This window comes from Micromonospora sp. NPDC093277, assembly GCF_044765245.1.
GTDB lineage: Bacteria > Actinomycetota > Actinomycetes > Mycobacteriales > Micromonosporaceae > Micromonospora.
The window spans coordinates 85901-107524 of the sequence record NZ_JBIWJO010000006.1 but is presented as its reverse complement, the minus strand read 5'-3'; the positions used below and the strand labels follow the sequence as shown (position 1 = coordinate 107524).

General features: G+C 71.2%; 21 protein-coding genes. 14 read left to right on the top strand and 7 right to left on the bottom strand.

Annotated features, from left to right (window positions below; genetic code table 11):
• Nucleotides 1-113 precede the first annotated feature (113 nt).
• The 4 genes from ACIRG9_RS14995 to ACIRG9_RS14980 are packed head-to-tail and all read left to right on the top strand — an operon-like array spanning nucleotide 114 to nucleotide 5765.
• Nucleotides 114-1781, top strand: a complete 1668-nt coding sequence (locus ACIRG9_RS14995) for an extracellular solute-binding protein (protein ID WP_402855206.1) — start codon at nucleotides 114-116, stop codon at nucleotides 1779-1781.
• Between the two features lie 13 nt (nucleotides 1782-1794).
• Nucleotides 1795-2808 (top strand): ABC transporter permease, encoded by a 1014-nt coding sequence (locus ACIRG9_RS14990; RefSeq protein WP_402855204.1) that lies wholly within the window; start codon nucleotides 1795-1797, stop codon nucleotides 2806-2808.
• Complete coding sequence (locus ACIRG9_RS14985) at nucleotides 2805-3743, top strand: carbohydrate ABC transporter permease (protein ID WP_402855201.1); 939 nt, start codon at nucleotides 2805-2807, stop codon at nucleotides 3741-3743. The genes ACIRG9_RS14990 and ACIRG9_RS14985 overlap by 4 nt, the downstream gene beginning before the upstream one ends.
• Before the next feature lie 9 nt (nucleotides 3744-3752).
• Nucleotides 3753-5765, top strand: coding sequence for a beta-galactosidase (locus tag ACIRG9_RS14980; RefSeq protein ID WP_402856051.1), 2013 nt, complete (start codon nucleotides 3753-3755; stop codon nucleotides 5763-5765).
• A gap of 108 nt (nucleotides 5766-5873) precedes the next feature.
• Here the strand turns inward: ACIRG9_RS14980 and ACIRG9_RS14975 are convergent, their stop codons facing one another.
• Both ACIRG9_RS14975 and ACIRG9_RS14970 read right to left on the bottom strand, forming a co-directional pair.
• A complete protein-coding gene (locus tag ACIRG9_RS14975; RefSeq protein WP_402855199.1) occupies nucleotides 5874-6506 on the bottom strand; it encodes a LysE family translocator in 633 nt (210 codons plus the stop codon).
• Between the two features lie 2 nt (nucleotides 6507-6508).
• Nucleotides 6509-7255, bottom strand: a complete 747-nt coding sequence (locus tag ACIRG9_RS14970; RefSeq protein WP_402855196.1) for a metallophosphoesterase — start codon at nucleotides 7253-7255, stop codon at nucleotides 6509-6511.
• Nucleotides 7256-7344: 89 nt separating this feature from the next.
• On the opposite strand from ACIRG9_RS14970, the gene ACIRG9_RS14965 reads away from it, so the two are divergent.
• From ACIRG9_RS14965 to ACIRG9_RS14930, 8 genes are all read left to right on the top strand, one after another.
• Nucleotides 7345-7950 (top strand): CGNR zinc finger domain-containing protein, encoded by a 606-nt coding sequence (locus ACIRG9_RS14965; protein WP_402855193.1) that lies wholly within the window; start codon nucleotides 7345-7347, stop codon nucleotides 7948-7950.
• Between the two features lie 100 nt (nucleotides 7951-8050).
• Complete coding sequence (locus ACIRG9_RS14960; protein WP_402855191.1) at nucleotides 8051-8599, top strand: GNAT family N-acetyltransferase; 549 nt, start codon at nucleotides 8051-8053, stop codon at nucleotides 8597-8599.
• 157 nt (nucleotides 8600-8756) lie between these two features.
• Nucleotides 8757-9260: a DUF1992 domain-containing protein gene (locus tag ACIRG9_RS14955; protein ID WP_402855189.1), complete on the top strand. Its 504-nt coding sequence runs from the start codon at nucleotides 8757-8759 to the stop codon at nucleotides 9258-9260.
• Between the two features lie 140 nt (nucleotides 9261-9400).
• Nucleotides 9401-10180 carry an SIR2 family NAD-dependent protein deacylase gene (locus ACIRG9_RS14950; protein WP_402855186.1) on the top strand — a complete coding sequence of 260 codons (780 nt, stop codon included), beginning with the start codon at nucleotides 9401-9403 and terminating at the stop codon, nucleotides 10178-10180.
• A 75-nt stretch (nucleotides 10181-10255) separates the two neighbouring features.
• Nucleotides 10256-11443, top strand: coding sequence for an NAD(P)/FAD-dependent oxidoreductase (locus tag ACIRG9_RS14945; RefSeq protein WP_402855183.1), 1188 nt, complete (start codon nucleotides 10256-10258; stop codon nucleotides 11441-11443).
• A 13-nt stretch (nucleotides 11444-11456) separates the two neighbouring features.
• Nucleotides 11457-12371 (top strand): RNA polymerase sigma-70 factor, encoded by a 915-nt coding sequence (locus ACIRG9_RS14940; RefSeq protein ID WP_402855181.1) that lies wholly within the window; start codon nucleotides 11457-11459, stop codon nucleotides 12369-12371.
• Nucleotides 12368-12733 (top strand): ATP-binding cassette domain-containing protein, encoded by a 366-nt coding sequence (locus tag ACIRG9_RS14935; protein ID WP_402855178.1) that lies wholly within the window; start codon nucleotides 12368-12370, stop codon nucleotides 12731-12733. Before ACIRG9_RS14940 ends, ACIRG9_RS14935 begins: the two co-directional genes overlap by 4 nt.
• Nucleotides 12734-12960: 227 nt before the next feature.
• Nucleotides 12961-13500, top strand: coding sequence for a DUF1062 domain-containing protein (locus ACIRG9_RS14930; RefSeq protein WP_402855175.1), 540 nt, complete (start codon nucleotides 12961-12963; stop codon nucleotides 13498-13500).
• Between the two features lie 73 nt (nucleotides 13501-13573).
• Here ACIRG9_RS14930 and rox read toward each other — a convergent pair whose 3' ends face one another.
• The 5 genes from rox to ACIRG9_RS14905 all read right to left on the bottom strand — a co-directional run bounded on the left by rox (nucleotide 13574) and on the right by ACIRG9_RS14905 (nucleotide 18168).
• Nucleotides 13574-14992, bottom strand: a complete 1419-nt coding sequence (gene rox, locus ACIRG9_RS14925) for a rifampin monooxygenase (protein ID WP_402856048.1) — start codon at nucleotides 14990-14992, stop codon at nucleotides 13574-13576.
• An 864-nt stretch (nucleotides 14993-15856) separates the two neighbouring features.
• Entirely contained in the window at nucleotides 15857-16324 is a 468-nt protein-coding gene (locus tag ACIRG9_RS14920) for an HNH endonuclease (protein ID WP_402855172.1), read from the bottom strand.
• A gap of 76 nt (nucleotides 16325-16400) precedes the next feature.
• A complete protein-coding gene (locus tag ACIRG9_RS14915) occupies nucleotides 16401-16685 on the bottom strand; it encodes a hypothetical protein (RefSeq protein ID WP_402855169.1) in 285 nt (94 codons plus the stop codon).
• Nucleotides 16686-16728: 43 nt separating this feature from the next.
• Nucleotides 16729-17022: a hypothetical protein gene (locus ACIRG9_RS14910; RefSeq protein ID WP_402855166.1), complete on the bottom strand. Its 294-nt coding sequence runs from the start codon at nucleotides 17020-17022 to the stop codon at nucleotides 16729-16731.
• Nucleotides 17023-17127: 105 nt separating this feature from the next.
• A complete protein-coding gene (locus ACIRG9_RS14905; protein ID WP_402855164.1) occupies nucleotides 17128-18168 on the bottom strand; it encodes a LacI family DNA-binding transcriptional regulator in 1041 nt (346 codons plus the stop codon).
• A 287-nt stretch (nucleotides 18169-18455) separates the two neighbouring features.
• Here ACIRG9_RS14905 and ACIRG9_RS14900 point away from each other — a divergent pair, with 287 nt between their 5' ends.
• Together ACIRG9_RS14900 and ACIRG9_RS14895 are read left to right on the top strand one after the other, a co-directional pair.
• On the top strand, nucleotides 18456-19406 hold the full coding sequence (locus ACIRG9_RS14900) for a LamG-like jellyroll fold domain-containing protein (protein ID WP_402855161.1): 951 nt from the start codon (nucleotides 18456-18458) through the stop codon (nucleotides 19404-19406).
• A gap of 38 nt (nucleotides 19407-19444) precedes the next feature.
• Nucleotides 19445-21550, top strand: coding sequence for a PQQ-dependent sugar dehydrogenase (locus tag ACIRG9_RS14895; protein WP_402855158.1), 2106 nt, complete (start codon nucleotides 19445-19447; stop codon nucleotides 21548-21550).
• Nucleotides 21551-21624: the final 74 nt, after the last annotated feature.

Sequence of the window (21624 nt, the reverse complement as noted above, 5' to 3'; positions counted from 1 at the left end):
GCGGCTGTCTTGTGTGGCGGGATCATCGTCGATTAGTTTGTTCGGCTAGAACCCCAACTAATCCTATCCGGTTCCAGGTCCTCGGCAAACCACCACGACGAAGGGAGCGCGCCGTGACGCCGTCCCTGCCGGGCGCATCCACCGACCGCCGGACCCTGCTGCGGCTGATCGGCCTCGGCGCCACCGCCACCCTCGGCGGCGGCGCCCTGGCCGCCTGCAGCAAGGAGGCCGGCAGCAAGGGCACCGCCACCAAGGCCGACGCCATCCGGTCGGTGCTGCCCGCGTACAAGCCGGCTGAGCTGCTCAAGCCGGACATCCCCGGGGAAGGGCCCATCCCGCAGGGCTACCTGAGCTACCCCACACAGTTGGTCGACGCGGTCACCGAACAGCCCGGCAAGGGCGGCGGCCCGATCCGCACGATGAGCCCGTGGTGGGGTCCCACTCCACCACCGGCGGGCCGCAACTCGTACCTGGCCGCCGTCAACGCCAAGCTGGGCGTCGAGGTGAACCCCAGCCTGCAGGACGGCAACCTCTACGCCGACAAGCTCAACGCGATGCTCGGCGCCCGCGACGTGCCGGACATCCTCAGCGTGCCCAACTGGGAGGTCGACAAGATCGCCCGGTTCTCCGACGCGGTCAAGGCGCTCTTCGAGGACCTCACCGACCACCTCAAGGGCGACGCCGCCGCGACCTACCCGTACCTGGCCGCGCTGCCCACCGGCGCCTGGGAGTACTCGGTCTGGGGCGGCCGGCTGTACGCGGTGCCGTTCCCCACCGACGGCCCCTTCGCCTATGCGCTGTTCCACCGCAAGGACCTCTTCGACCGGGCCGGCCTGGCCGCGCCGACCAGCCCCGACGAGCTGTACGAGCTCGGCAAGAAGGCCACGGACCCGGCCAAGGGGGTCTGGGCCTTCGGCAGCGTCTTCGAGATGGTGGTGCAGTTCTTCGGCTGCCAGCAGACCTGGCGCAAGCGGCCCGACGGCGGACTGGAGCACAAGTTCGAGAACCCGGCGTACGCTGCTGCCCTGGAGTTCACCGCCAAGCTGTTCAAGGAGGGGCTGGTCCACCCCGACACGGTGGCCAGCAAGGGCGCCGACGAGAAGCAACTGTTCAAGGCCGGCAAGATCCTGATGTACCAGGACGGGCTCGGCGCCTGGCAGGGCATGCAGAGCGAGCAGACCAAGGTGTTGCCCAGCTTCGACATGCAGCCGCTCCCGCTCTTCGGCGTCGGCGGCAACCAGCCGCTGATCTGGGGCAGCGAGAAGCCGGTCTTCTTCACCTTCGTCAAGAAGGGCCTCGGCAAGGAGCGCGTCGACGAACTGCTGCGGGTGCTCAACTGGTGCGCCGCCCCGTTCGGCAGCCGCGAGTTCGAACTGCGCGAGTACGGCGTGGAGGGACAGCACTTCACCCGGGGCGCCGACGGCAGCCCGGCGTCCACCGAACTCGGCCGCAAGGAGATGGGCGCCCAGTACACCCACATCGGCGGCCGGGTCCCGGTGAAGGTGCGCAGCGCCGACACCCCGAACTACGTGCAGGACTACCTCGGGTACTACCAGAAGAACATCGCCCTGATGGAGAAGGACCTGTTCGCCGGAATCAAGCTCGAACTGCCCGCCAACTGGTCGAAGATCCTCCAGCCGACCGACGACAAGATCCGGGACATCGTGCGTGGCCGACGGCCGGTCAGCGACCTGGAAGCGGTCCGCAAGGAGTTCCTTGCCACCGGCGGCGAGGAGGGGCGCGCGTTCTTCGAGAAGGCGCTCTCCGACAACGGACGATGAGCGAGCGGACCGCATGAGCGCTCAGGGTGCCGCCGGCGTGGTCGACACGCCGGCGGCCGGCCCGGCCGCCCCACCGGGGCGTACGCGAAAGAAGGCCCGGCGGACGCTGCGCGCCCGGCTGGCCCGCGACTGGCCGCTGCTGGCGATGACCGCCCCGGCCGCGGCGCTGCTGCTGGTCTTCCACTACCTGCCCACCCTGGGCAACGTCATCGCCTTCCAGGACTACAACCCGTTCGTCGGCGACGGCCCGTTCGACGCGTTCCTGCACAGCGAATGGATCGGCTTCGGCAACTTCGGGGCGCTCTTCAGCGACCCGCTGTTCTGGGCGGCGGTCCGCAACACCCTCACCATCACCGCGTTCCAACTGGTCTTCTTCTTCCCACTGCCGATCCTGCTGGCGATCCTGCTCAACAGCCTGGTCTCCGGTCGGGTGCGCGGCTTCGTGCAGAGCGTCGTCTACCTGCCGCACTTCTTCAGCTGGGTGCTGGTGGTGACGTTCTTCGTGCAGATGCTCGGCGGCGCCGGGCTGCTCGCCCAGGAGATGCGCCAGGCCGGCCTGGCGCCCTGGAACGTGATGACCAACCCGGACGGCTTCATCGTGCTGGTCACCGCCGAGGCGGTCTGGAAGGACCTCGGCTGGGGCGCCATCGTCTTCCTCGCCGCCCTCGCCGCGATCGACCCGAACCTGTACGAGGCGGCCGCCGCCGACGGGGCCGGCCGGTGGCGGCGGATGTGGCACATCACCCTGCCGGGCCTGCGTCCGGTGATCGTGCTGCTGCTGATCATGCGCCTCGGCGACGCGCTCTCGGTCGGCTTCGAACAGTTCATCCTGCAACGCGACGCGGTCGGCCGGGACGCCGCCGAGGTGTTGGACACCTTCGTCTACTTCCAGGCGATCACCACGCAGCAGTGGGGGCTCGGGGCCGCCGCCGGCCTGTTCAAGGCCGCGGTCGGGCTGGTGCTGATCCTCACCGCCAACCACGTCGCGCACCGGCTCGGCGAGCAGGGGGTGTACTCCCGGCCATGATCAGCCACCTCGACACCCCGGCCGTTCGGCGGCGCCGTTCCCGCCGGCCCGCCTGGGAGGAGCCGCCCTCGCCGGCCGGGCGGGCCATCAAAGGCGTCCTGCTCGTCCTGCTCGTCGCCGCGGTCCTGGTCCCCATGTGGTCGGTCCTGGTGACCAGCCTCTCCTCCCGGCAGACGATCGACGCGGCCGGCGGGATGGTGATGGTGCCGCACGGCATCGACCCGTCCGCGTACGTGACGATCTTCAGTGGTGGGCAGATCACCCAGGCGGTCTGGATCAGCACCCTGGTCACCGTGCTCGGCACCGCGCTCAGCCTGGTGCTGACCGTGCTCGCCGCGTACGGGCTGTCCCGGCCGGGGTCGGTCGGTCACCGGGGGCTGCTCTTCTTCTTCCTGCTGACCTTTCTCATCTTCCCCGGCCTGGTGCCCAGCTATCTGGTCGTCACCGGTCTGGGGCTCAAGGACAGCATCTGGTCGCTGATCCTGCCCAGCGCGGTCAGCGTGTTCAACCTGGTGGTGATCCGGGCGTTCTTCATGAACATTCCCGGGGAACTGCTCGACAGCGCCCGCATCGACGGCGCGGGGGAGCTCCGTATCCTGTGGACGGTCATGCTGCCGCTGTCCCGGGCGGTGATCGCCGTGATCGGCCTCTTCTACGCCGTCGGCTACTGGAACGTGTACTTCAACGCGCTGCTCTACATCGACGACAACGACAAGTTCCCGATCCAGCGGGTGTTGCAGAGCTACATCCTCGCCGGGCAGTCGCCCAACGTCTCCGGCACGCCGATCAACCTGCCCGGGATGACCGCGTACCCGCCGACGCTCGCGGTCAAGATGGCGGTGGTGGTGGTCACCGTGGTGCCGGCGGTGATCGTCTATCCGTTCGTCCAGCGGCACTTCACCAAGGGCATGCTCACCGGCGCGGTGAAGGGCTGATCAGAGGTGATACGGGACGACGGCCGGCTCTGCTACGGCGGCGACTGGAACCCGGAGCAGTGGCCGGCCGAGGTGTGGCGGGAGGACGTCGCGCTGATGCGCCGCGCCCGGGTCAACCTCGTCACCGTCGGCGTGTTCGCCTGGTCCCGCCTCGAACCCGCCCCCGCCCGGTACGCCTTCGACTGGCTCGACCAGGTCCTCGACCTGCTGCACGACAACGGCATCCGAGCCGCGCTGGCCACCCCCACCGCCTCGCCCCCGCCCTGGTTCTCCCTGGCCCACCCGGACGCGCTGCCGGTCACCGCCGACGGCGTACGGCTGCACCACGGCAGCCGGGACACCTACTGCGCCGCCGCGCCCGCGTACCGGGCCGCGGCGCGCCGCATCGCCGGGGTCCTCGCCGACCGGTACGCCCACCACCCGGCCCTGGCCCTGTGGCACGTGCACAACGAGTACGGCACCACCTGCCACTGCGCGCACACCGAGACGGCGTTCCGGCGCTGGCTGGCCGACCGGTACGGCGACCTCGACGCGCTCAACGCTGCCTGGGTGACCTCCTTCTGGAGCCAGCACTACTCGGACTGGGCGCAGATCGCCGCGCCCCGCGCCACCCAGTACCTGGCCAACCCGGGCCAGCTGCTCGACTTCCGCCGCTTCTGGTCCGACACCCTGCTGGCCGCGTACGCCGAGCAGCGCGACGTGCTGCGCGCGGCCAACCCGGCGGTGCCGGTGACCACCAACTACGTGCTCGGCAACTGGGTGCCGGTCGACCACGGCCGGTGGGCGTCCGAGGTGGACCTGGTCGCCGTCGACCACTACCCGTCGGCGGTGGACGGCGGCGCCGAGGAGCAGACCGCGCTCGCCGCCGACCTCGCCCGCGGCTGGGCCCGGCACGGCGCGCACCGGCGGGGTACGGCGGACCGGCGGGCGTCCTGGCTGCTGATGGAGAGCGCCCCGAACCAGATCCACACCGCCGGGCGGATGCACACCAAGGAACCCGGCCGGATGACCCGGCACAGCCTCGCCCACGTCGCCCGGGGCTCCCGCGGGGTGATGTTCTTCCAGTGGCGGGCCCCGGTCGGCGGCGCGGAACGCTTCCACTCGGCGCTGGTCGGGCACGCCGGCCCCGACAGTCGGGTGTTCCGGGAGGCCGTCGACCTCGGCGACCTGCTGGGCCGGATCGCCGAGGTCGACGCCGGCCGGGTGGACGCCTCCGTCGCGATCGGCTGGGACGCCGCCTGCGGCTGGGCGCTGCGCCACCCGGGCCTGCCGTCGCAGCGGCTCGACCACCACGCCGAGGTGGCCGCCGCCCACCGCGCGTTGTGGCGCGCCGGGATCGCCTGCGACCTGGTGCTGCCCGGCGACCCCCTCGACGGCTACCGGCTGCTCGTGCTGCCCGCCCTCTACCTGGCCTCCGACGCCACCGCCGGCTGGGTACGCGACCACGTCCGCGATGGCGGCCACCTGCTGGTCACCTGGCTCAGCGGCGTCGCCGACGAACACGGCCGGATCCGCCTGGGCGGCTACCCGGGCGCGTTCCGCGACCTGCTGGGCATCCGGGTCGAGGAGTTCCACCCGCTCGCCGGGGACGACCGGGCACCGTTGACCGGCGGCGGGACCGGCCAGGACTGGACCGAGACCGTGCACCTGGCCGGCGCCGTGCCCGTCACCGCGTACCTCGGTGGGGTGCTGGACGGGCGACCCGCGGTGACCCGGCACCGGATCGGCGACGCCCTGACCTGGTATGTCTCCACCCGTCCCGACGACGACACCTACCGGCGGCTGCTCGCCGACGCCGCCCGGCTCGCGGGGGTCGCCCCGGTCTGCGCGGACGCGCCAACCGGCGTCGAGGCGGTCCGCCGTCGGGACGGGGACCGCAGTTGGCTGTTCCTGCTCAACCACAGCGACCGGCCGCAGCGCGTGCCGGCGACCGGAACGGAACTACTCACCGGCAAGATCGTCGACGACGCGGTGATCGTCCCCCCGGGTGGCATGGCGGTACTCCGCGAGCTGCCCCGATGACGGTCCGCTTCACCGCCACGTACAGCGGGGGCACCAGCACGATCCCGGGGACCGCCGTGGCCAGCGTAAGGGCGCTCTACCCTACGCCCACCGGGCCCGGCACCCGCGTCACGTCAGCGCGGTCCGCACGCCGAGGGCGAGCAGGATGCCGCCGGCCACCCGGTCGATCAGCCGCCGGACGGAGGCGAGCCGCAACAGCCGGGCGGCGGCGCCGGAGGCGACGGTCCAGCCGGCGAGCCAGCAGGTGTGCAGGGCGGCGTGCGCGGTGGCCAGCACGAGCATCGGCCCCAGCACCGGCCGCCCCGGTGCCAGAAACTGCGGCGCGAGGGTGAGGTAGACGGCGGCGGCCTTGGGGTTCAGCACGTTGCCGAGCAGGCCCTGCAGGTAGGGGTGGCGGGCGCGCCACCGCATCCGTCGCGCCCGGTCCGGCGGTGTGGCGGGTGGCGCGGTCCGGCGGAGCGAGGACCACATCATCCAGAGGCCGAGCCCGACGAGGTACGCGGCACCGGCCAGCTTGACCACCCAGAACGCCTGGGACGAGCGTAGGACCAGGGCCGCGAGTCCGACGGCGGCGAGGGTGGCGTGAGCGTACAGCCCGGTCACCGTGCCCAGGATCACCCACCAGCCCTGCCGTGGCCCGCCGCCGGTGACGCGGGAGACGACCAGGGTGAGACTCGTGCCCGGCGTGGTGGTGATCGGCGCGACGGCGGCCAGGAAGCCGAGGACGGCGACGCCCCGCATCCTCACACCACCACCCGGTAGTGGGTGGTGAGCAGGCCGCTGTCGTCGTAGACGTGGAACGCCACGCCGGGCGGTTGCGTCTGCGTGGTTACCCGCCCCTCGCCCTCCCACGGCATCCGCAGGGTGGAGATCACCCCTGGCGCGATCCGTAGTGGACGGCCGGCGAAGGTGCTCGCCGCGGCGGTGTGGAAGTGGCCGGTCAGCACCGCGGCCACCTGCGGGTGCGCGGCGACCAGATCGGCGAGCGGTTGCGCCGGCAGCAGCCGGATCGGGTCGATCACCGGGTGGTGCAGCGCGACCGGCGGGTGGTGCAGGGCGAGGAAGGCCGGCGTGCCGGCCGGCACGCCGGCCAGTTCGGCGGCGAGCCAGCCCATCGTCGCCTCGTCGAGGTGGCCGTGGTCCTCTCCGGGGACCGACGAGTCGGCGAGCAGGAAGACCGCACCGGCCACGTCGTACCGGGCGTTGATCGGGCCGGCGCCGCCGCGCTCGTCACCGAGCAGACCCTTGCGGTACGCGTCGCGCACGTCGTGGTTGCCGGGGCACACCAGCACCGGCGACGGGGAGTCGAAGAGCCGCGCCGCCAACTCGTACTCGGCCACCTCGCCGTGGTCCGCGACGTCCCCGGTGACCAGGATCGCGTCGACCGGACGTGACAGACCGTGCAGATAGTCCATCACCCGGGCGGTCCGTTCCGCCGAACGGGGATGGCTGTCGAGGTGGGTGTCGCTGAGGTGGGCGATGACCAGCACTCCGGCCCCCTAATGGTTCGTGTGCGTTGAGACGTTAGGACGGTACGCTCGGTCCCGGTCGCCGCACAACCCGCCTCCGAGGAGCGCCGATGGCCCAGCAGCTCACCCTCGCCCTGGCCGGCACGATCCGGCACGACGGCAGTGGCGGGGTGACCGACGACCTCGCCGACGTGCCCGGCCTGGCCCGTTGGCTGCACGAGCAGGCGCCGCTGCTGCGCCCGTACGCCGGGTCGACCGAGCCGCTGGCCGACGTGGTCGACGAGCGGAGCCGGCAAAACGTGGTGGCGGTGCGGCGGGCGCTGCGGACGCTCTTCGCCGAAGCGGTCCGCCCCGGTCCGCCGAGCCGGGCCGACTCCGGCGCGCTGCTCTCCGTACCGGAGGCGATCGCGCAGCTCAACCAGGCCGCCGCCGCGATGCCGGTGCGGCCGGTGCTGGACTGGCCGAGCGGGGCGGACCCGACGCTCACCTGGCAGGGCCAGGTGGCCGAGGTCCGGCTGCGGCTGCCCGCCGCGCTGGCCCGCGCCGCCGTCGAGTTCCTCGCCAGCCCGGCCCGGGAGCAGCTGCGGGCCTGCCCGGCACCGCGCTGCGTGCGCTACTTCGTCAAGGAGCACCCGCGCCAGGAGTGGTGCAAACCCTCCTGCGGCAACCGTGCCCGCGTCGCCCGCCACTACCAGCGGCACAGTGCCGGTCGCTGACCAACGGGTGCGGCCGGGCCGCGTCGGCGGGTGCCCCGCCACCGCGCTCCCGGCCCACCTCGGGGTCGCCAGGATCGGCGGGGCGGGCCAGACTACCGACATGTCGATCGTGCTGCACGCCCCGCCCACCCCGTCCGCGCCCGGTCTGCTGCTGCGGCCGTGGCGGGCCGGCGACGCCGGGGCGCTGCTCGCCGCCTACCAGGACCCGGTGCTGCGGAACTGGACCCGGCAACCGGTGAACACTCCGGCCGACGCCCGGGCATTCGTGCGCCGCAGCCGGCAGGGCTGGGCGGCCGACCGCCGGTTCAGCTTCGCCGTGCTGGAACCGATGCCCGACGGGGAACGGCTGGTGGCGCACGTGCTGATCAAGGAGTTCACCCCGGGGCGACCGTCCGCCGAGGTGGGCTACTGGACGGTGGCGCCCGCCCGGGGTCGCGGCGTCGCGCCGCGCGCGGTCGACGCGGTCACCGACTGGGCGTTCGCCCGCTTCGCCGCCACCGGGCTGACCCGCCTCGAATTGCTGCACCAGGTCGACAACCCGGCCTCCTGCCGGGTCGCGGAGAAGAGCGGGTACGCCTTCCAGGAGGTGCTGCCGGCCCAGCCGCCGTTCCCTCGTGACGGCCACCGCCACGTCCGCCACCTGGCCTGACCGCCGGTTCCCGCGCGCGGCGAGCGGCCGGCCGCGCGCGCCGGTGGTTCCTCCCGCTCGACGGTACGGGCCTCAGATGTTCGGAGCACCGCAGCGCCCGCCTGCGGGAGCGCGTGGAGCGAGCGCTGCCCCTGTTCCGGGCCGGCGGATACGGTGGGTGCGGGAGGTGACAGCGGTGGTGGCTGGTTGGGAGGCGGCGGTCGAGGCACAGATCCGCTCGGCCCAGGAGCGCGGCGAGTTCGACAACCTGCCGGGAGCGGGCAAACCGATCCCCGGGCGGGGCCTGCCCTACGACGAGTCGTGGTGGATCAAGACCTTTCTGGAACGGGAGCGGATCCCGGGCGATCTGCTGCTGCCCACCCCGTTGCAGCTGCGCCGCCGGGTGGAACGGCTGCCCGACGAGGTGCGGGACCTACCGACCGAGGAGTCGGTACGGGCGGTGGTCTCCGCCCTGAACCGGGAGATCCTGGAGTTCCTGCGGACACCGAGCGGACCCCGGGTGGTGGTCCGTCCCGTGAACGCCGAGGAGACCGTCCGACGCTGGCGGGCGGAGCGCGAACGGGCGGCCAGCGAGGGGATCGCCGCCGCCGCGACCGGCACCTCCCCGGCCTTGATCCGTGCGGAGCGTCGCCGCTGGCGGCTGCCCTGGCGCCGCCGCTGACCCGCGGGCTCCGGGACCGTCATCCCCAGCTGCGGTACCCGGTCCGGCGGCGATTCGGGCCTGGCGAAGCGGGGTAGCGCCGCGTCCCCAGCACGGAAAGGAGTCGCCAGGCGGACCGGAGGCTTCCTACCATCACCCGCATGATCGAGGCGGGAGAGTGGACGCGAGGAATCACCCGGTTGGCGGTACTGACCGGGGCGGGGATCTCCACCGACTCCGGGGTGCCGGACTACCGCGGCCCCGACGGGCTCTGGACCCGGGATCCGTCCGCGGTGGAGGCCTTCACGTACTCCCGCTTCATGACGGACCCGGCGGCCCGGGCACGGTTCTGGCGCACCTACGTCGACCATCCCGCCTGGCGGGCCGAGCCCAACGCCGCGCACCGCACCCTGGTCGCGCTGCAGCGCTCCGGCACAGCGGTACGCGTGCTGACCCAGAACGTCGACGGGCTGCACCAACAGGCCGGCCTGCCGGCACGGACGGTTCTCGAACTGCACGGCACGATCCACGAGGTGCGGTGCACGGGGTGCGACGTCCGTACGCCGACCGCCGCGACGCTGGCCCGGGTGCGTGCCGGCGTTACCGACCCGAGGTGCGACGACTGCGGCGCGATCCTGAAGCTGGCCGTCGTGCTCTTCGGTGAGTACCTCGACGACCCGGTCCTCGACCACGCCCGCCGGATCGCCGCCGCGTCGCAGCTCCTGCTGGCCGTGGGCAGCAGCTTGCGGGTGGAGCCGGCCGCGTCGCTGTGTGCCGTGGCGGTCCGCGCCGGCGCGCGGCTGGTGATCGTGAACCGGGACGAGACGCCCTACGACGACCTCGCCGACGAGGTGGTGCGCGAACCGATCGGGGAGGCCCTGCCCCGCATCGTGGCCGCCCTGCACGCGAACCGGAGGCCCACGCCCACGCGTATGAAGTGATCTGTCGCACGTGCCGTCACAACAACCGGTCACGCGGTGTCTCGAGGACGAACCCCAAGAAACGAGGGAGACACCATGGCCGGGAACACTGATGTTGTCGTGATCGGTGGCGGATACGCCGGCGTCATGGCCGCCAACCGCCTGACGCAGCGCGACGACGTGACGGTGACTCTGATCAACCCCCGCCGGACCTTCGTCGAGCGGATCCGCCTCCACCAACTGGTGGGCGGATCCCACGAGGCGGTCGTCAACTATCGGGAGATCCTGGCCGACGGCGTCCGACTGACGATCGACAGCGTGACACGGATCGACGCGGCCGAGCGCCGCGTGGCGCTGGCCGGCGGCGGCACGCTCGGCTACGACTATCTGGTCTACGCGGTGGGCAGTGGCAGCGCCGACCCGAGGGTGCCCGGAGCGGCCGAGTTCGCGTACCCGATCGCCACCCTGGAGGAGGCGCAGCGGCTGCGGCCGGTCCTGGACGCTGCGCCCGCCACGGCCCCGGTGACGGTGGTGGGAGCGGGTCCGACCGGGATCGAGATCGCCGCCGAACTGGCGGAGCAGGGCCGCAGGGTGACCCTGGTGTGCGGCGGGGTGCTCGGCCCGTACCTGCATCCGCGGGGTCGACGCTCCGTGGCCAAGCAGCTGGCCAGACTCGGGGTGACCGTGCTGGAAGGTGACGAGGCGACGGTGGCGGCGGTGACGCGCGATGGTGTGCGGCTCACCGGCGGCCAGCCGCTGCGGAGCGCGGTGACCATCTGGACCGCCGGCTTCGGCGTGCCGGACCTGGCCGCGCGCAGCGGGCTGAGCACCGACGCCCTGGGGCGCCTGCTCACCGACGAGACGTTGGCCAGCGTGGATGATGCGCGCATCGTCGCGGCGGGGGATTCGGCGGCACCGTCGAACCTGCCGTTGCGGATGAGCTGCCAGACCGCGCGTCCGCTGGGCGCGCATGCTGCCGACACGGTGCTGGCCCGGATCGCGGGTGAGCAGCCCTCGGCCATCAACGTGGGTGTCTTCGGCCAGTGCGTCGGCCTGGGCCGGCACGCCGCCACCGCGCAGCTCGCCTCGAAGGACGACATTGCGAACAGGTTCCACGTCGGCGGTCGCCTTGCCGGGAAGATCAAGGAGTACGCCTGCCAGATGGTCGTCCGGGAGCTGGCGGACGAGGCACGTAAGCCCGGCTCGTTCCGCTGGGGATTCAAGAATGGCAAGCGCCAGCAGCGGCTGCAGGCCACGCGGGGTGAGATGCTAGCGACTCGCTGAACGGGGACCTCTGTTGACTGAAGGCAATATCACCAGCGACCACGCGACTGACTCGGCGACCGAGGCTTTCGTCGCCTACCGCAATCTGCTCTTCACCGTCGCGTACGAGATGCTCGGATCGGCGGCCGACGCCGAGGACGTCCTCCAGGAGACCTGGCTGCGGTGGGTCAAGGTCGACGTGGGACAGGTGCACGACCAGCGCGCCTACCTGGTTCGGATCACGACGCGGCAGTCGCTCAACCGGCTGCGCACGCTGAAACGCCGCAAGGAGGCGTACGTCGGCCCCTGGCTGCCCGAGCCGCTGCTCACCGCGCCGGACGTGGCCGAGGATGTCGAGCTCGCCGAGAGTGTGTCGATGGCGCTGATGATCGTCCTCGAGAGGCTCTCGCCGGTCGAGCGCGCCGTCTTCGTGCTGCGCGAGGCCTTCGAGGTCGGCTACGACGAGATCGCAGAAGCCGTCGGCAAGAGCCCCGCCGCCGTCCGGCAGATCGCGCACCGCGCCCGCCGCCACGTCGATGCCTGTCGCCCGCGTGAGGTGGTCTCCCCGAGAGAGGCCCGGGCGGCTGTGGAGTCCCTCCAACGCGCGCTCGAAACCGGGGACCTGCAGGGCCTGCTTGACGTGCTCGCTCCTGAGGTCGTCCTGGTGGGCGACGGCGGCGGCATCAAGCAGGCCGTGCCGCGGCCGATCATCGGCGCCGAGAAGGTGTCCCGTCTGTTCTTCGGCGGTCTGGGCAAGGTCAAGGGCACGCTCACCAGCGAACCGACCGTGGTCAACGGCAGCCCGGCGCTGCTCGTGCACCTCGACGGCGAGATCGACGGCATCCTGGCGGTCCGGGTCGAGGACGCCCGCATCACCGGTCTCTACTACGTCCGCAACCCGGAGAAGCTGACCCGCATCGAATCCGAGAATCCGCTCACCCTGCGTTGAACACGGCGGCGGCCACGGCTGACCCCGGATCGGCCTGGCTGGCCAGGAGCTGGCGCTGTACCCCACCGCCACGGTCGCCGAGAACCCTGCGCCTTTTCGGCGGGCTGCACGGCCTGCGCGGTCCGCTGCTGCGCGGCCGCATCGAGAAGGCTGTCGCCGCGCTCGACCTGGCCGACCTGCTCACCCGCCGCGTCGGCACGCTCTCCGGGGGACAGCAGCGGCGCGTCCGCACCGCCGCCGCGCTGCTGCACGAGCCGGCCGTCCTCCTGTTGGACGAGCCCACCGTACGGCCTGGTAACCATCTCCGCGCTGACGAAGACTCGTCGGAAAACCGTTTGAGCCTTCCTTCCGCGTTCGCGTAGGTTGCCTGCGGCCCGTCACAGTGAGGACAGAGGACAAAACCGCGTGACCCCGCCTGCTCTTTCGACCTGACACTTCTTCCGCTCACCTGTGGCCGACGCTCCCGTCGGTTCCGCCGGGCTGCCCTTGTGCACCCGGTCATACGGCGTTTGAGGTCGCGCGTATTCGGCCTCGTGTCAGGTCTCAAGAGATCAGGTCCGAAGAGATCATGTCTTCACAACCTCATACTGTGCTGCCCTGGGTCGTTCGTCGGACCAGGCTGCCTCTGCTGTCGTTGCGCTGCGTGGACTGCCGGTCGGAGTGGGCCACGACCGGCGAGGGCCGGTTCCGCGTCAACGCCAACGGTAAGCTGCTGGACGTGTGGCTGCTGGTCCGCTGCGTATCCTGCAATCGGACGAACAAGCTCCCCGTGCACGAGCGAGCGTCGGTCAGATCCTTCGATCCGGCCGAGCTCCACGGCTACCACGTCAATGATCAGGAACTGGTGGCGTCCAGGCTGTTGGATCCGTTACTCGCCCGGCGTGCCCGCTTCACTCTGGACTGGACGGGGGCTTGGCGGCTCGACACCCCGTCGGCAATCCCCGACGAGGCATGGCCGGTCCAGGTGGAGGTCGTCTTCGAGGATCCGGTACCGGTGCGCCCGGAACGGCTTATCGCGCAAGGGCTCGGCCTCAGCAGGAACGAGGTACTGCGCCGGATCAAGTGCGATATTCCGCTGCGCCGTCGGACGAGCGCTGGATTCACCTTCAGCGTGATGGCCGGGGACTAGTGGGAATGTAGCCGGGCGGGCCACCCGGCCCGCCCGGCTACACCCGTTTCTTCTCGCTTGAGTCGGGTTAGCCTTAGTTGGGCTTGCCGAACCAGCGGGAGAGGTGGTCGTCCAGGTCCTGCTGATCGTCGCCGATCCAGGCGACGTGGCCGTCGGGGCGTAGCAGGACGCACGGAACATCCAGTACCGCAGTGGGATCCCCGAGATAGTCGACCCGGTCCGACCAGCCGGCGACGGTCAGGCGTTCGGTGCGGTCCAGCAGCAGGCCGCGGCCGCGATGCAGCAGGCCGTAAAGGTGGCCCTGTTTCACGTCGATGTCACGCAGGCGGCGGCCGAGCAGGTCGGGGCCGGCGCCGAAGTCGTAGCGGATGCCGATCCCGGCGATCTTCTCGATCAGATAGCGGTTCACCTCGTCGAAGTCCATCAGTTCGGTGAGCAGCCTGCGCACGGCCTGCGGGCCTGGTTCGGTGGACAGCAGTTCCATCTGGGCGCGGGTGTTGTCCAGCACGTCCTCGGCGACCGGATGACGTTCGGCCTGGTAGGTGTCCAGCAGTGTTTCCGGCGCCCAGCCGCGGATCTGTGCGGCCAGCTTCCAGCCGAGGTTGAATGCGTCCTGAACGCCCAGGTTGAGGCCCTGTCCGCCGATGGGTGGATGGATGTGTGCCGCATCGCCGGCCAGCAGCACCCGCCCGATCCGATAACGTTCGGCCAGCCGTGTGGCATCCCCGAAGCGGGACAACCAGCGCGGGGAGTGCACGCCGAAATCGGTTCCTGCGATGGTGCGCAACTGTTGTTTGAAATCCTCGAGGGTAGGCGGTTCCGCCCGATCACTGACTTCCGCGGCGGGGACCACAACGCGATAGACCCGGCCGAAGGACCTGAGGCTGAATCGACTATCGGTCTCGCCGATTTCGGTCACCTTGGCGGTGATCTCCTCCTGCGGCACACCCACTTCCATCTCGCCCATGAGCGTCTCGGTCCGCGAGGGCTCGCCGGGGAAGTCGACGCCGAGCAGTTTGCGCACCGTACTGCGCGCGCCGTCACAGCCGACGAGGTAGCGCGAACGCAGCTGTTCCCCGTCGGCCAGCTCGACGGTCACCCCCTCGTCGTCCTGTTCGAAATCGGCCACCGCGCAGCCGCGCCGGACCTGCGCACCCAGTTCGATCGCATGTTCTTCGAGCAGCTGAACGATGACCGGCTGCGGTATGCCCAGCAGATAGGCGTACGCGGAATCCAGACCCGTGGGCGCAGGTTTGTTGATGGCGGCGAAGAAGCCGCCGGCCGGACGCTGCCTTCCGCGTTCGAGAATGCGCTCCAGCAGCCCGCGCATTGCCATCAGCTCGATACTGCGAATATGCAGCCCGACTATGCGGACGAACGACACGGGCTCGGTGTCCTTCTCCAGAACGAGTACCCGCACACCGTGCAGCCGCAGTTCGGCGGCCAGCATCGTACCAGCCGGCCCGCACCCGGCAATGATCACGTCGAACAGGAGGGGCGCGCGATCGGTGCCGGTGGCCGGCGCTGGGAGTCCGGGGACGTCACCCACGGTGGAGTCGTGCTCGACTGTGTCGGTCGACGACGGCTCGGCGGTGAACGGCAGAGAGTGCATAGGTGTTGCCTTTCGGGAGCGCCTTGTTGGCGAGGCGCTCCCGGCGACACCTACGTCAATCGCCCGACCGTGACGGGAAGGGGGAGCACCCACATCGATACAGCGTTCATGGGTCTCACCTCCTCGGGCGGTGTCACGGGCCACTGCAAGCTACAAGCCTGAGCATCATCTCGTCCAGTTCTTTCCCTGCCACGTGGTCGCGCGGCAACGCGAGGCGGCATCACACCCCGAAGCCTCGGCGCGTCCACCGGGCCATCCGGGCCCGCCCGGCCTAAATACCGGATTACTGGTAACGGCAATCCAACAATAGGACCGGACAGATATGGACATACCGGCACTGCATCATAATGACAGTTCTTGGGCGTAATGCAACAGGATGGTGTAGCCAGGGCGAGGCACAGCTTCTCCGGGTTCCGTGGTGGGGTGGCTCGCCCGTACCCACGCTGCGCAGTCGTTGCACCTGGCGCCGGTCCCGGTCGGCGGCGAGTGCCTGGCCGACTGGCTGCGCCGGCACGCCGCAGTGACTCAGTCACCTGCCGCTGCTCGCCCTTCGCCGCGATCGTGATCCGGCCTACCCGTCGTCGCGTACCACCGACGCTTGGCTGCTGGCGGGGAAGGAGCCACCCACCATGGCGCGCCAGCCGCTCGACTGACGAGGCGTCGGACCAGGCCACGTGAACTTCGACCGGGCGTGCCCGATGTCCCGCTGTGGCGCGGCATGCAAGTCCTCCGCTTTGCGGCTGGTCAGCCCGGATCGCGGCCGTACCGGGCCCGGGCCTGCGCGACCTCGGCGGCCTGCCGTTCCCGCCAGCGTCGCTGGGCCTCCTGATTGCAGCTTCGACACACCCGCCGGTACTGGCCGGTCGCCTCGTCGATCTCACGGTCGTGCCCGTTGCGGCACCGTTCGCCGCGGCGGCGGGTGCGGCAGTTCTCCGCCCGGCTCACCTGCCGCAGGTGGGTGGGCTCGATGCAGTCCGGCACGCCGCACCGCTGGTCGACGTCCAGGGCGGGGTCGTACCCGCCGACGAACACCACGTACGCGGCGATGTGTGCCCACGCCCGCCCGGCCAGTTTCTGGTGGGTGCCGCGCCGTTCGCCGTATCCGCGCACGATCAGGCAACCGTTGCCGCGGCGGGCCGACCGGCCGATCAGATAGGCGCGCAGGCTCTCCTCGGTGAAGTGGCGGGACAGGCCTTTGACCTGCGTCAGCATGCGGCCAGGGTAGGGAACGGTCGGCAATACGTTGTAGGCGGCCCCGCAACGCGAGGCCGCCTACAACGCCGTGCCGTCACCGTTCGGTGCGGTCCTCGATCTCGGTGCCGGACTCCTCGGGAAGGGCCCCGATCGCCTGCTCCGCGGCCCGGCCGCCGGTGCTCTCGTCACCCAGGTTGAGGTCGCTGCGGGGCATGCCCTCCACTCCGGAGGCCGTGCCGGTGCCGTCCGGTGGGCCGGCGGTGCGGGAGTCGCCGGTACGGCCCCGCGTGACACCGCGGTCGTCGATGCTCCGGTGCGCGGTCTCGCCCGGCAGGTGGTTGGCTCGGGATTTCGCCACGCGGTTGATGTCGTCGCTCATGTCGCCTCCCGTGTGGTGGCTGTCGAATGGTCGGCAGCGCCGGTCAGTGGTCGGTGCCCGATCGTCCAGGTGGCGGCGTGCCCGCTCGGGACGCCGCCGTCTCCGCGGCCGGGCCACCCACGGATTCGCGTCGCCCCACGCCTCGACCGTGGTGAACGCCCTCGTTCGTGCCGGGATCGACCGGATCGGCCAACCTTGTGTCGATCGGCCCGCCGGTCGGCTCGGCCAGGCCGGCCCGGCGCAGCGCGGCGACAAGGTCGTCGTGTGGCATCCGGTCGCTGTCCGGGATCCCGGCGGCATACGCGATGGCCCGCAGCGTCGCCAGGTCTTCATCCACGAAAGAATCGGCCATGCCGGTGCGTTCCCGGACCTCGGCACGGGAAACCCGCTGGTGGCGATTCCGTGCCTCGCTCCCGGCCCAGGGGACAGCAGGCGCACCGGATCAGTCCCGCGGGAGCGGTGCGGGGCCGGTCGAGTCGCGTACGACCAGGATCTGACCGGTGGGTCGGCGGCGCGGGCGGGTCGCGCGTGGCTTGAGGGCGAGGCCCAGCGCCATGCGTCCCATCTGCGTCATCGGCAGGCGTACCGTGGTGAGGCTCGGCGCGAGGTCGGCGGCGACCGACACGTCGTCAAAGCCGACCACCGACATCCTTTCGGGCACCGGTACGCGGTGCGCCCGCAGCGCGGACAGGACGCCGATCGCCATCGCGTCATTGAGGGCGATGATCGCCGTACTCTCCGGATGGTCGCGCAGGATTCGTTCGGCCGCGACCCGGCCACCGTCCCGGGTGAAGTCGCTGTGTACGACGGGCAGCTTGTCGAGGGTGAGCCCATGTTCGGCGAGCGCGGCGGCCACGCCGGCGAGCCGGTCGGCCACCGTAGTGAGGCCGGGGGTCCCGGCGGCGACGGCGATCCGCCGGTGCCCGAGTTCCAACAGGTGCGCGCCGATCGCGCGGCCGCCGGCCTCGTTGTCGGGCAGGACGGCGTCGACGCCCAGGGTGTGCCGGCCGATGACGGCGACCCGTCCGCCCGCGCGCTGGAACGCGGCGAGTTCGGTGCGCGCCTCGGTCTCCACGCGCTGGTCGTCGTAGCCGGAGCCGGCGATCAGGATGATCCCGACGCGCTGGGCGATGAGGTGGCGCAGTTGGCGCAGTTCGTGGTCCGGGTCGCGGCCGGAGTGGGCGATCTGGACCAGCAACCCCTCCTCGGCGGCGAGCTCGATCACCCCACTGGCGATCTCGGAGAAGTAGGGGTCGTCGATCTGGTGGACGATCAGGCCGACGGTGGAGCTGGCCCCGCCGGCGAGGGTGCGCGCGTACGGGTTGGCGACGTAGCCGAGCTCGCGGGCGACCTGCCGGACGCGGTCGGCCACCTCCTCGCTGACGCCCTCCCGGCCGGCCAAGGCGCGCGAGGCGGTGGCCAGCGAGACGCCGGCGCGTTCCGCCACGTCGACGAGGCGCAGCCGGGGACCGGGTCGGGGCATCCTGGACTCCTCGGGGACATTGATCCGCGCCGCACTCTTGCTTGTGGCGCAAGGCACAGCATAGGCTACGTAAGCGCTTTCGTAAGCGCTTACGTAGCGCGGGCACCACCGCTGCTCGACCGCCGTACGGCGAGCCTCACCTCGGCCGCGCGGCAGGGCCGGGGCGATCATCAGTCCTGTTCAGACGTATCCTCCGACGCCAGCTATCGAGCACGGCCCCGCGCCTGGTCACGCAAGCGCTTTCGTCTGCGGCCACCACCGCGTACCGACGAATGGAGCACCGTCCCATGAGAAGAAGCAGACGGGCCGCTGTCGCGGCCGCCGCCCTACTGGGGCTGTCCCTGACAGCCGGGGCGAACCCGGCCCGCGCCGACCGGCCCGGGCCGCACGACGTCCACCCCGCACTGTGGTCGCACCTGGTCGCCTTCTACGACTTCGACCACCCGATGCCCGGCGACGCCGCGCTGGAGCGGGACCTGGGCCGCTCGGGCACCGAGATCGAGTTGGTCAACGGCGGCGCGGAGATGCGGGTGCCGGACCAGGCGTACAAGGGCAGCGGCAACGCGTTGCAGACCCGGCAGGTCAACCCGGAGGCCGCCGGCAACGACGACTGGAAGGCCGGGACCTGGTCGTCCAGCGGCGTGCGGACGCTGCGCGCGTTCAACGGTGCCGAGGGCGCGACCGTGATGGGCTGGTTCAAGCGGGAGATGGACGGTCCGGCGCTCAACTCCAACACCGCCAACCCGACCGACCGGTACAACGCCATCGGCCTGGCCGGTGTGCTGACCGGCGACTCCGACGGGCACGCCGTGCGGGCGCTGCTCGAACTCATCGACGTCAACGGCGAGCTGCGCCTGGTCGCCCTCGGCCGGCGCCTCGACGGCGGAGCCTCGCAGACCTTCGCCGCCAGCGAGGACTGGCGAAACCTGCTGCCGAAGGGGGAGTGGGTGCACCTGGCCGCCACCTTCGACTTCACCAACGGCACCATGGCGCTGTACCGCAACGGTGAGCCGGTCGAGGGCTTCTACACCACCGCCGGTGACCCCTGGAAGCTGTCCGGGCCCGGCCCGTACGTCACCAGCGCCACCGATCCGCGCGGTATCAAGATCGGCGGCAGCTTCCCGCAGAACACCCGCGAGAACAACCCCTGCGACTGCCGCATGGATGGCCTCATGTTCCTCGACAGCGTCATCCCGGCCGGCGACATCGCCAAGCAGTACCGCTACATGGCCCACTGACCACCCTCGGCACCGTCCCACCGAGAAGGAGGACCCGCGTGTTCATTCGTGCTGGCAGCACCGGCAGGCTCCGCAAAGTCGCGTTGACCGCCGGAGTCGCTGCCGCCACCCTCGTCCTGTCCACTCTGGTCGCCGCACCGGCGCGGGCCGCCGGGGCGGTCTACGACCCGATTCCCGAGACGCCGGACCAGTCCCGGCTGGGGCTGGTGCTGCAGGAGTACGCCAGCTTCCCGCAGTCGGACCCGAACCCGGCGCCGGTCGACGAGCGACTGGTACGCAAGGCCCGGATCAACACCATCAGCGAGCTGCCCGACGGTTCCGGCCGCCGGGCCGTGCCGGACCTCAACGGCAACCTGTACCTGGTCGAGGACGGCGTGCCGCACGTCTACCTGGACGTGGCGGCGGCCTTCGCGCCCCAGTTCTTCTCCGGCCGTGGCCTCGGCCAGGGCTTCGGGTACGTCGCTTTCCACCCGGACTTCGCGCGCAACGGCCGCTTCTACACCATCCACACCGAGCAGGCGTCGCTCGCCACCAGGACACCGGACTACGCTCAGCCGAACACCATCTACCAGGGCGTCATCACCGAGTGGACGGCCACCGACCCGGCCGCCGGCACCTTCACCGGCACCCACCGGGAGCTGCTGCGCATCGGCTTCGGCGGCCAGGTCCACGGCATCCAGGAGATCAACTTCAACCCGACCGCCAAGCCGCACGACCGCGACTACGGGATGCTCTACCTGGCCGTCGGCGATGGTGGGCAGGGCTACCGCAACGGCGACCCGCAGGACATGGGCCTGCCGCACGGCAAGCTGCTGCGCATCGACCCCCGGGGCACCGACTCGCCCAACGGCCGGTACGGGATCCCGGCCGACAACCCGTTCGTCGGGCAGGCTGGCGCGCTCGGCGAGGTCTACGCGGTGGGCTTCCGCGACCCGCACCGGTTCAGCTGGGACCGGGCCACCGGCCGGATGTTTCTGGGCCACATCGGCGAGCACGCCGTCGAGGCGATCTACGAGGTCCGGGCCGGGGACAACTTCGGCTGGAGCGAGCGTGAGGGCTCGTGGGTCTTCGACAAGGCGGCCACCAAGCCCTGCGACAAGCTTTACCCGCTGCCGGCCGATGATGCGAATTACGGCTACACGTACCCGGTGGCCGCATACGACCACGACCCGGCCCCGGGCTGGAACTGCACCTCGGACGTCGGTGTCGCGGTGGCCGGCGGGTTCGTCTACCGCGGCAAGGCGCTGCCGGCGCTGAAGGGCAAGTACGTCTTCGGTGACCTCGTCGACGGCCGTATCCTCTACACCGAGGCGAACGAGATGCGCCGCGATGCCGGCCTCGCACCGATCCACCGCCTCGCCCTGTACACCACCGCCGGCGACCTGGTGCGGATGCAGGACCTCTCCGGGCCCGGCGCGCCCGGCGACCCGAACCGGGTCGACCTGCGCTTCGGCACCGACGCGGCCGGCGAGCTCTACATCCTGGCCAAGGCCAATGCGAAGATCTGGAAGGTGGCCGGCACCAGAACGGTCGCGGAGGGCGACGTGGGCAAGAGCAAGGTGGTCCACACCGGCGGCGCGGCGAACTGGGCGCCGGTGACCCCGTCGAAGTGGCGGTTCGACGGCGACGAGGTGATCCTCGCCGAGGAGGGCGTGAGCCGTCCCGGCCCGCGCCGGCCGTTCGAGTACGCCATCCTGACCAAGGGCCCGGCCTGGTCGTCGGTGCAGATCGACGCCCGGGTACGCCTCGACACACCGGTCGAGGTCACCAACCGGGACGTGATCATCGTCTTCGGCTGGCAGTCGGACACGCAGTACTACTACGCGCACCTGTCCACCGACAACTCGATCTACCCGCACAACGGCATCTTCAAGGTCGACAACGCCGACCGGGAACGCATCGACCACCAGTGGAACGGCCGCTCCCGCGGCGCCAACCCGGCCATCACCGACGCCGACTGGCACAAGGTGCGGGTCGTGCACCTGCCCGCCACCGGCGAGATCGCCGTCTACGTCGACGGGCACCGGGATCCGCTGCTGACCGCGAAGGACACCACCTTCACCTCCGGCCGGGTGGGCTTCGGCTCGTTCGACAACATCGGCCGTACCCGTCTGTTCACGGCAACCGGTACGCCGGCGGCCTGACGGACACAGAGCGCGGGGCGGCGGCGCGGAGGTGCCGCCGCCCCACCGGGTCCGCGGGAAGCAGCCGCCACGAC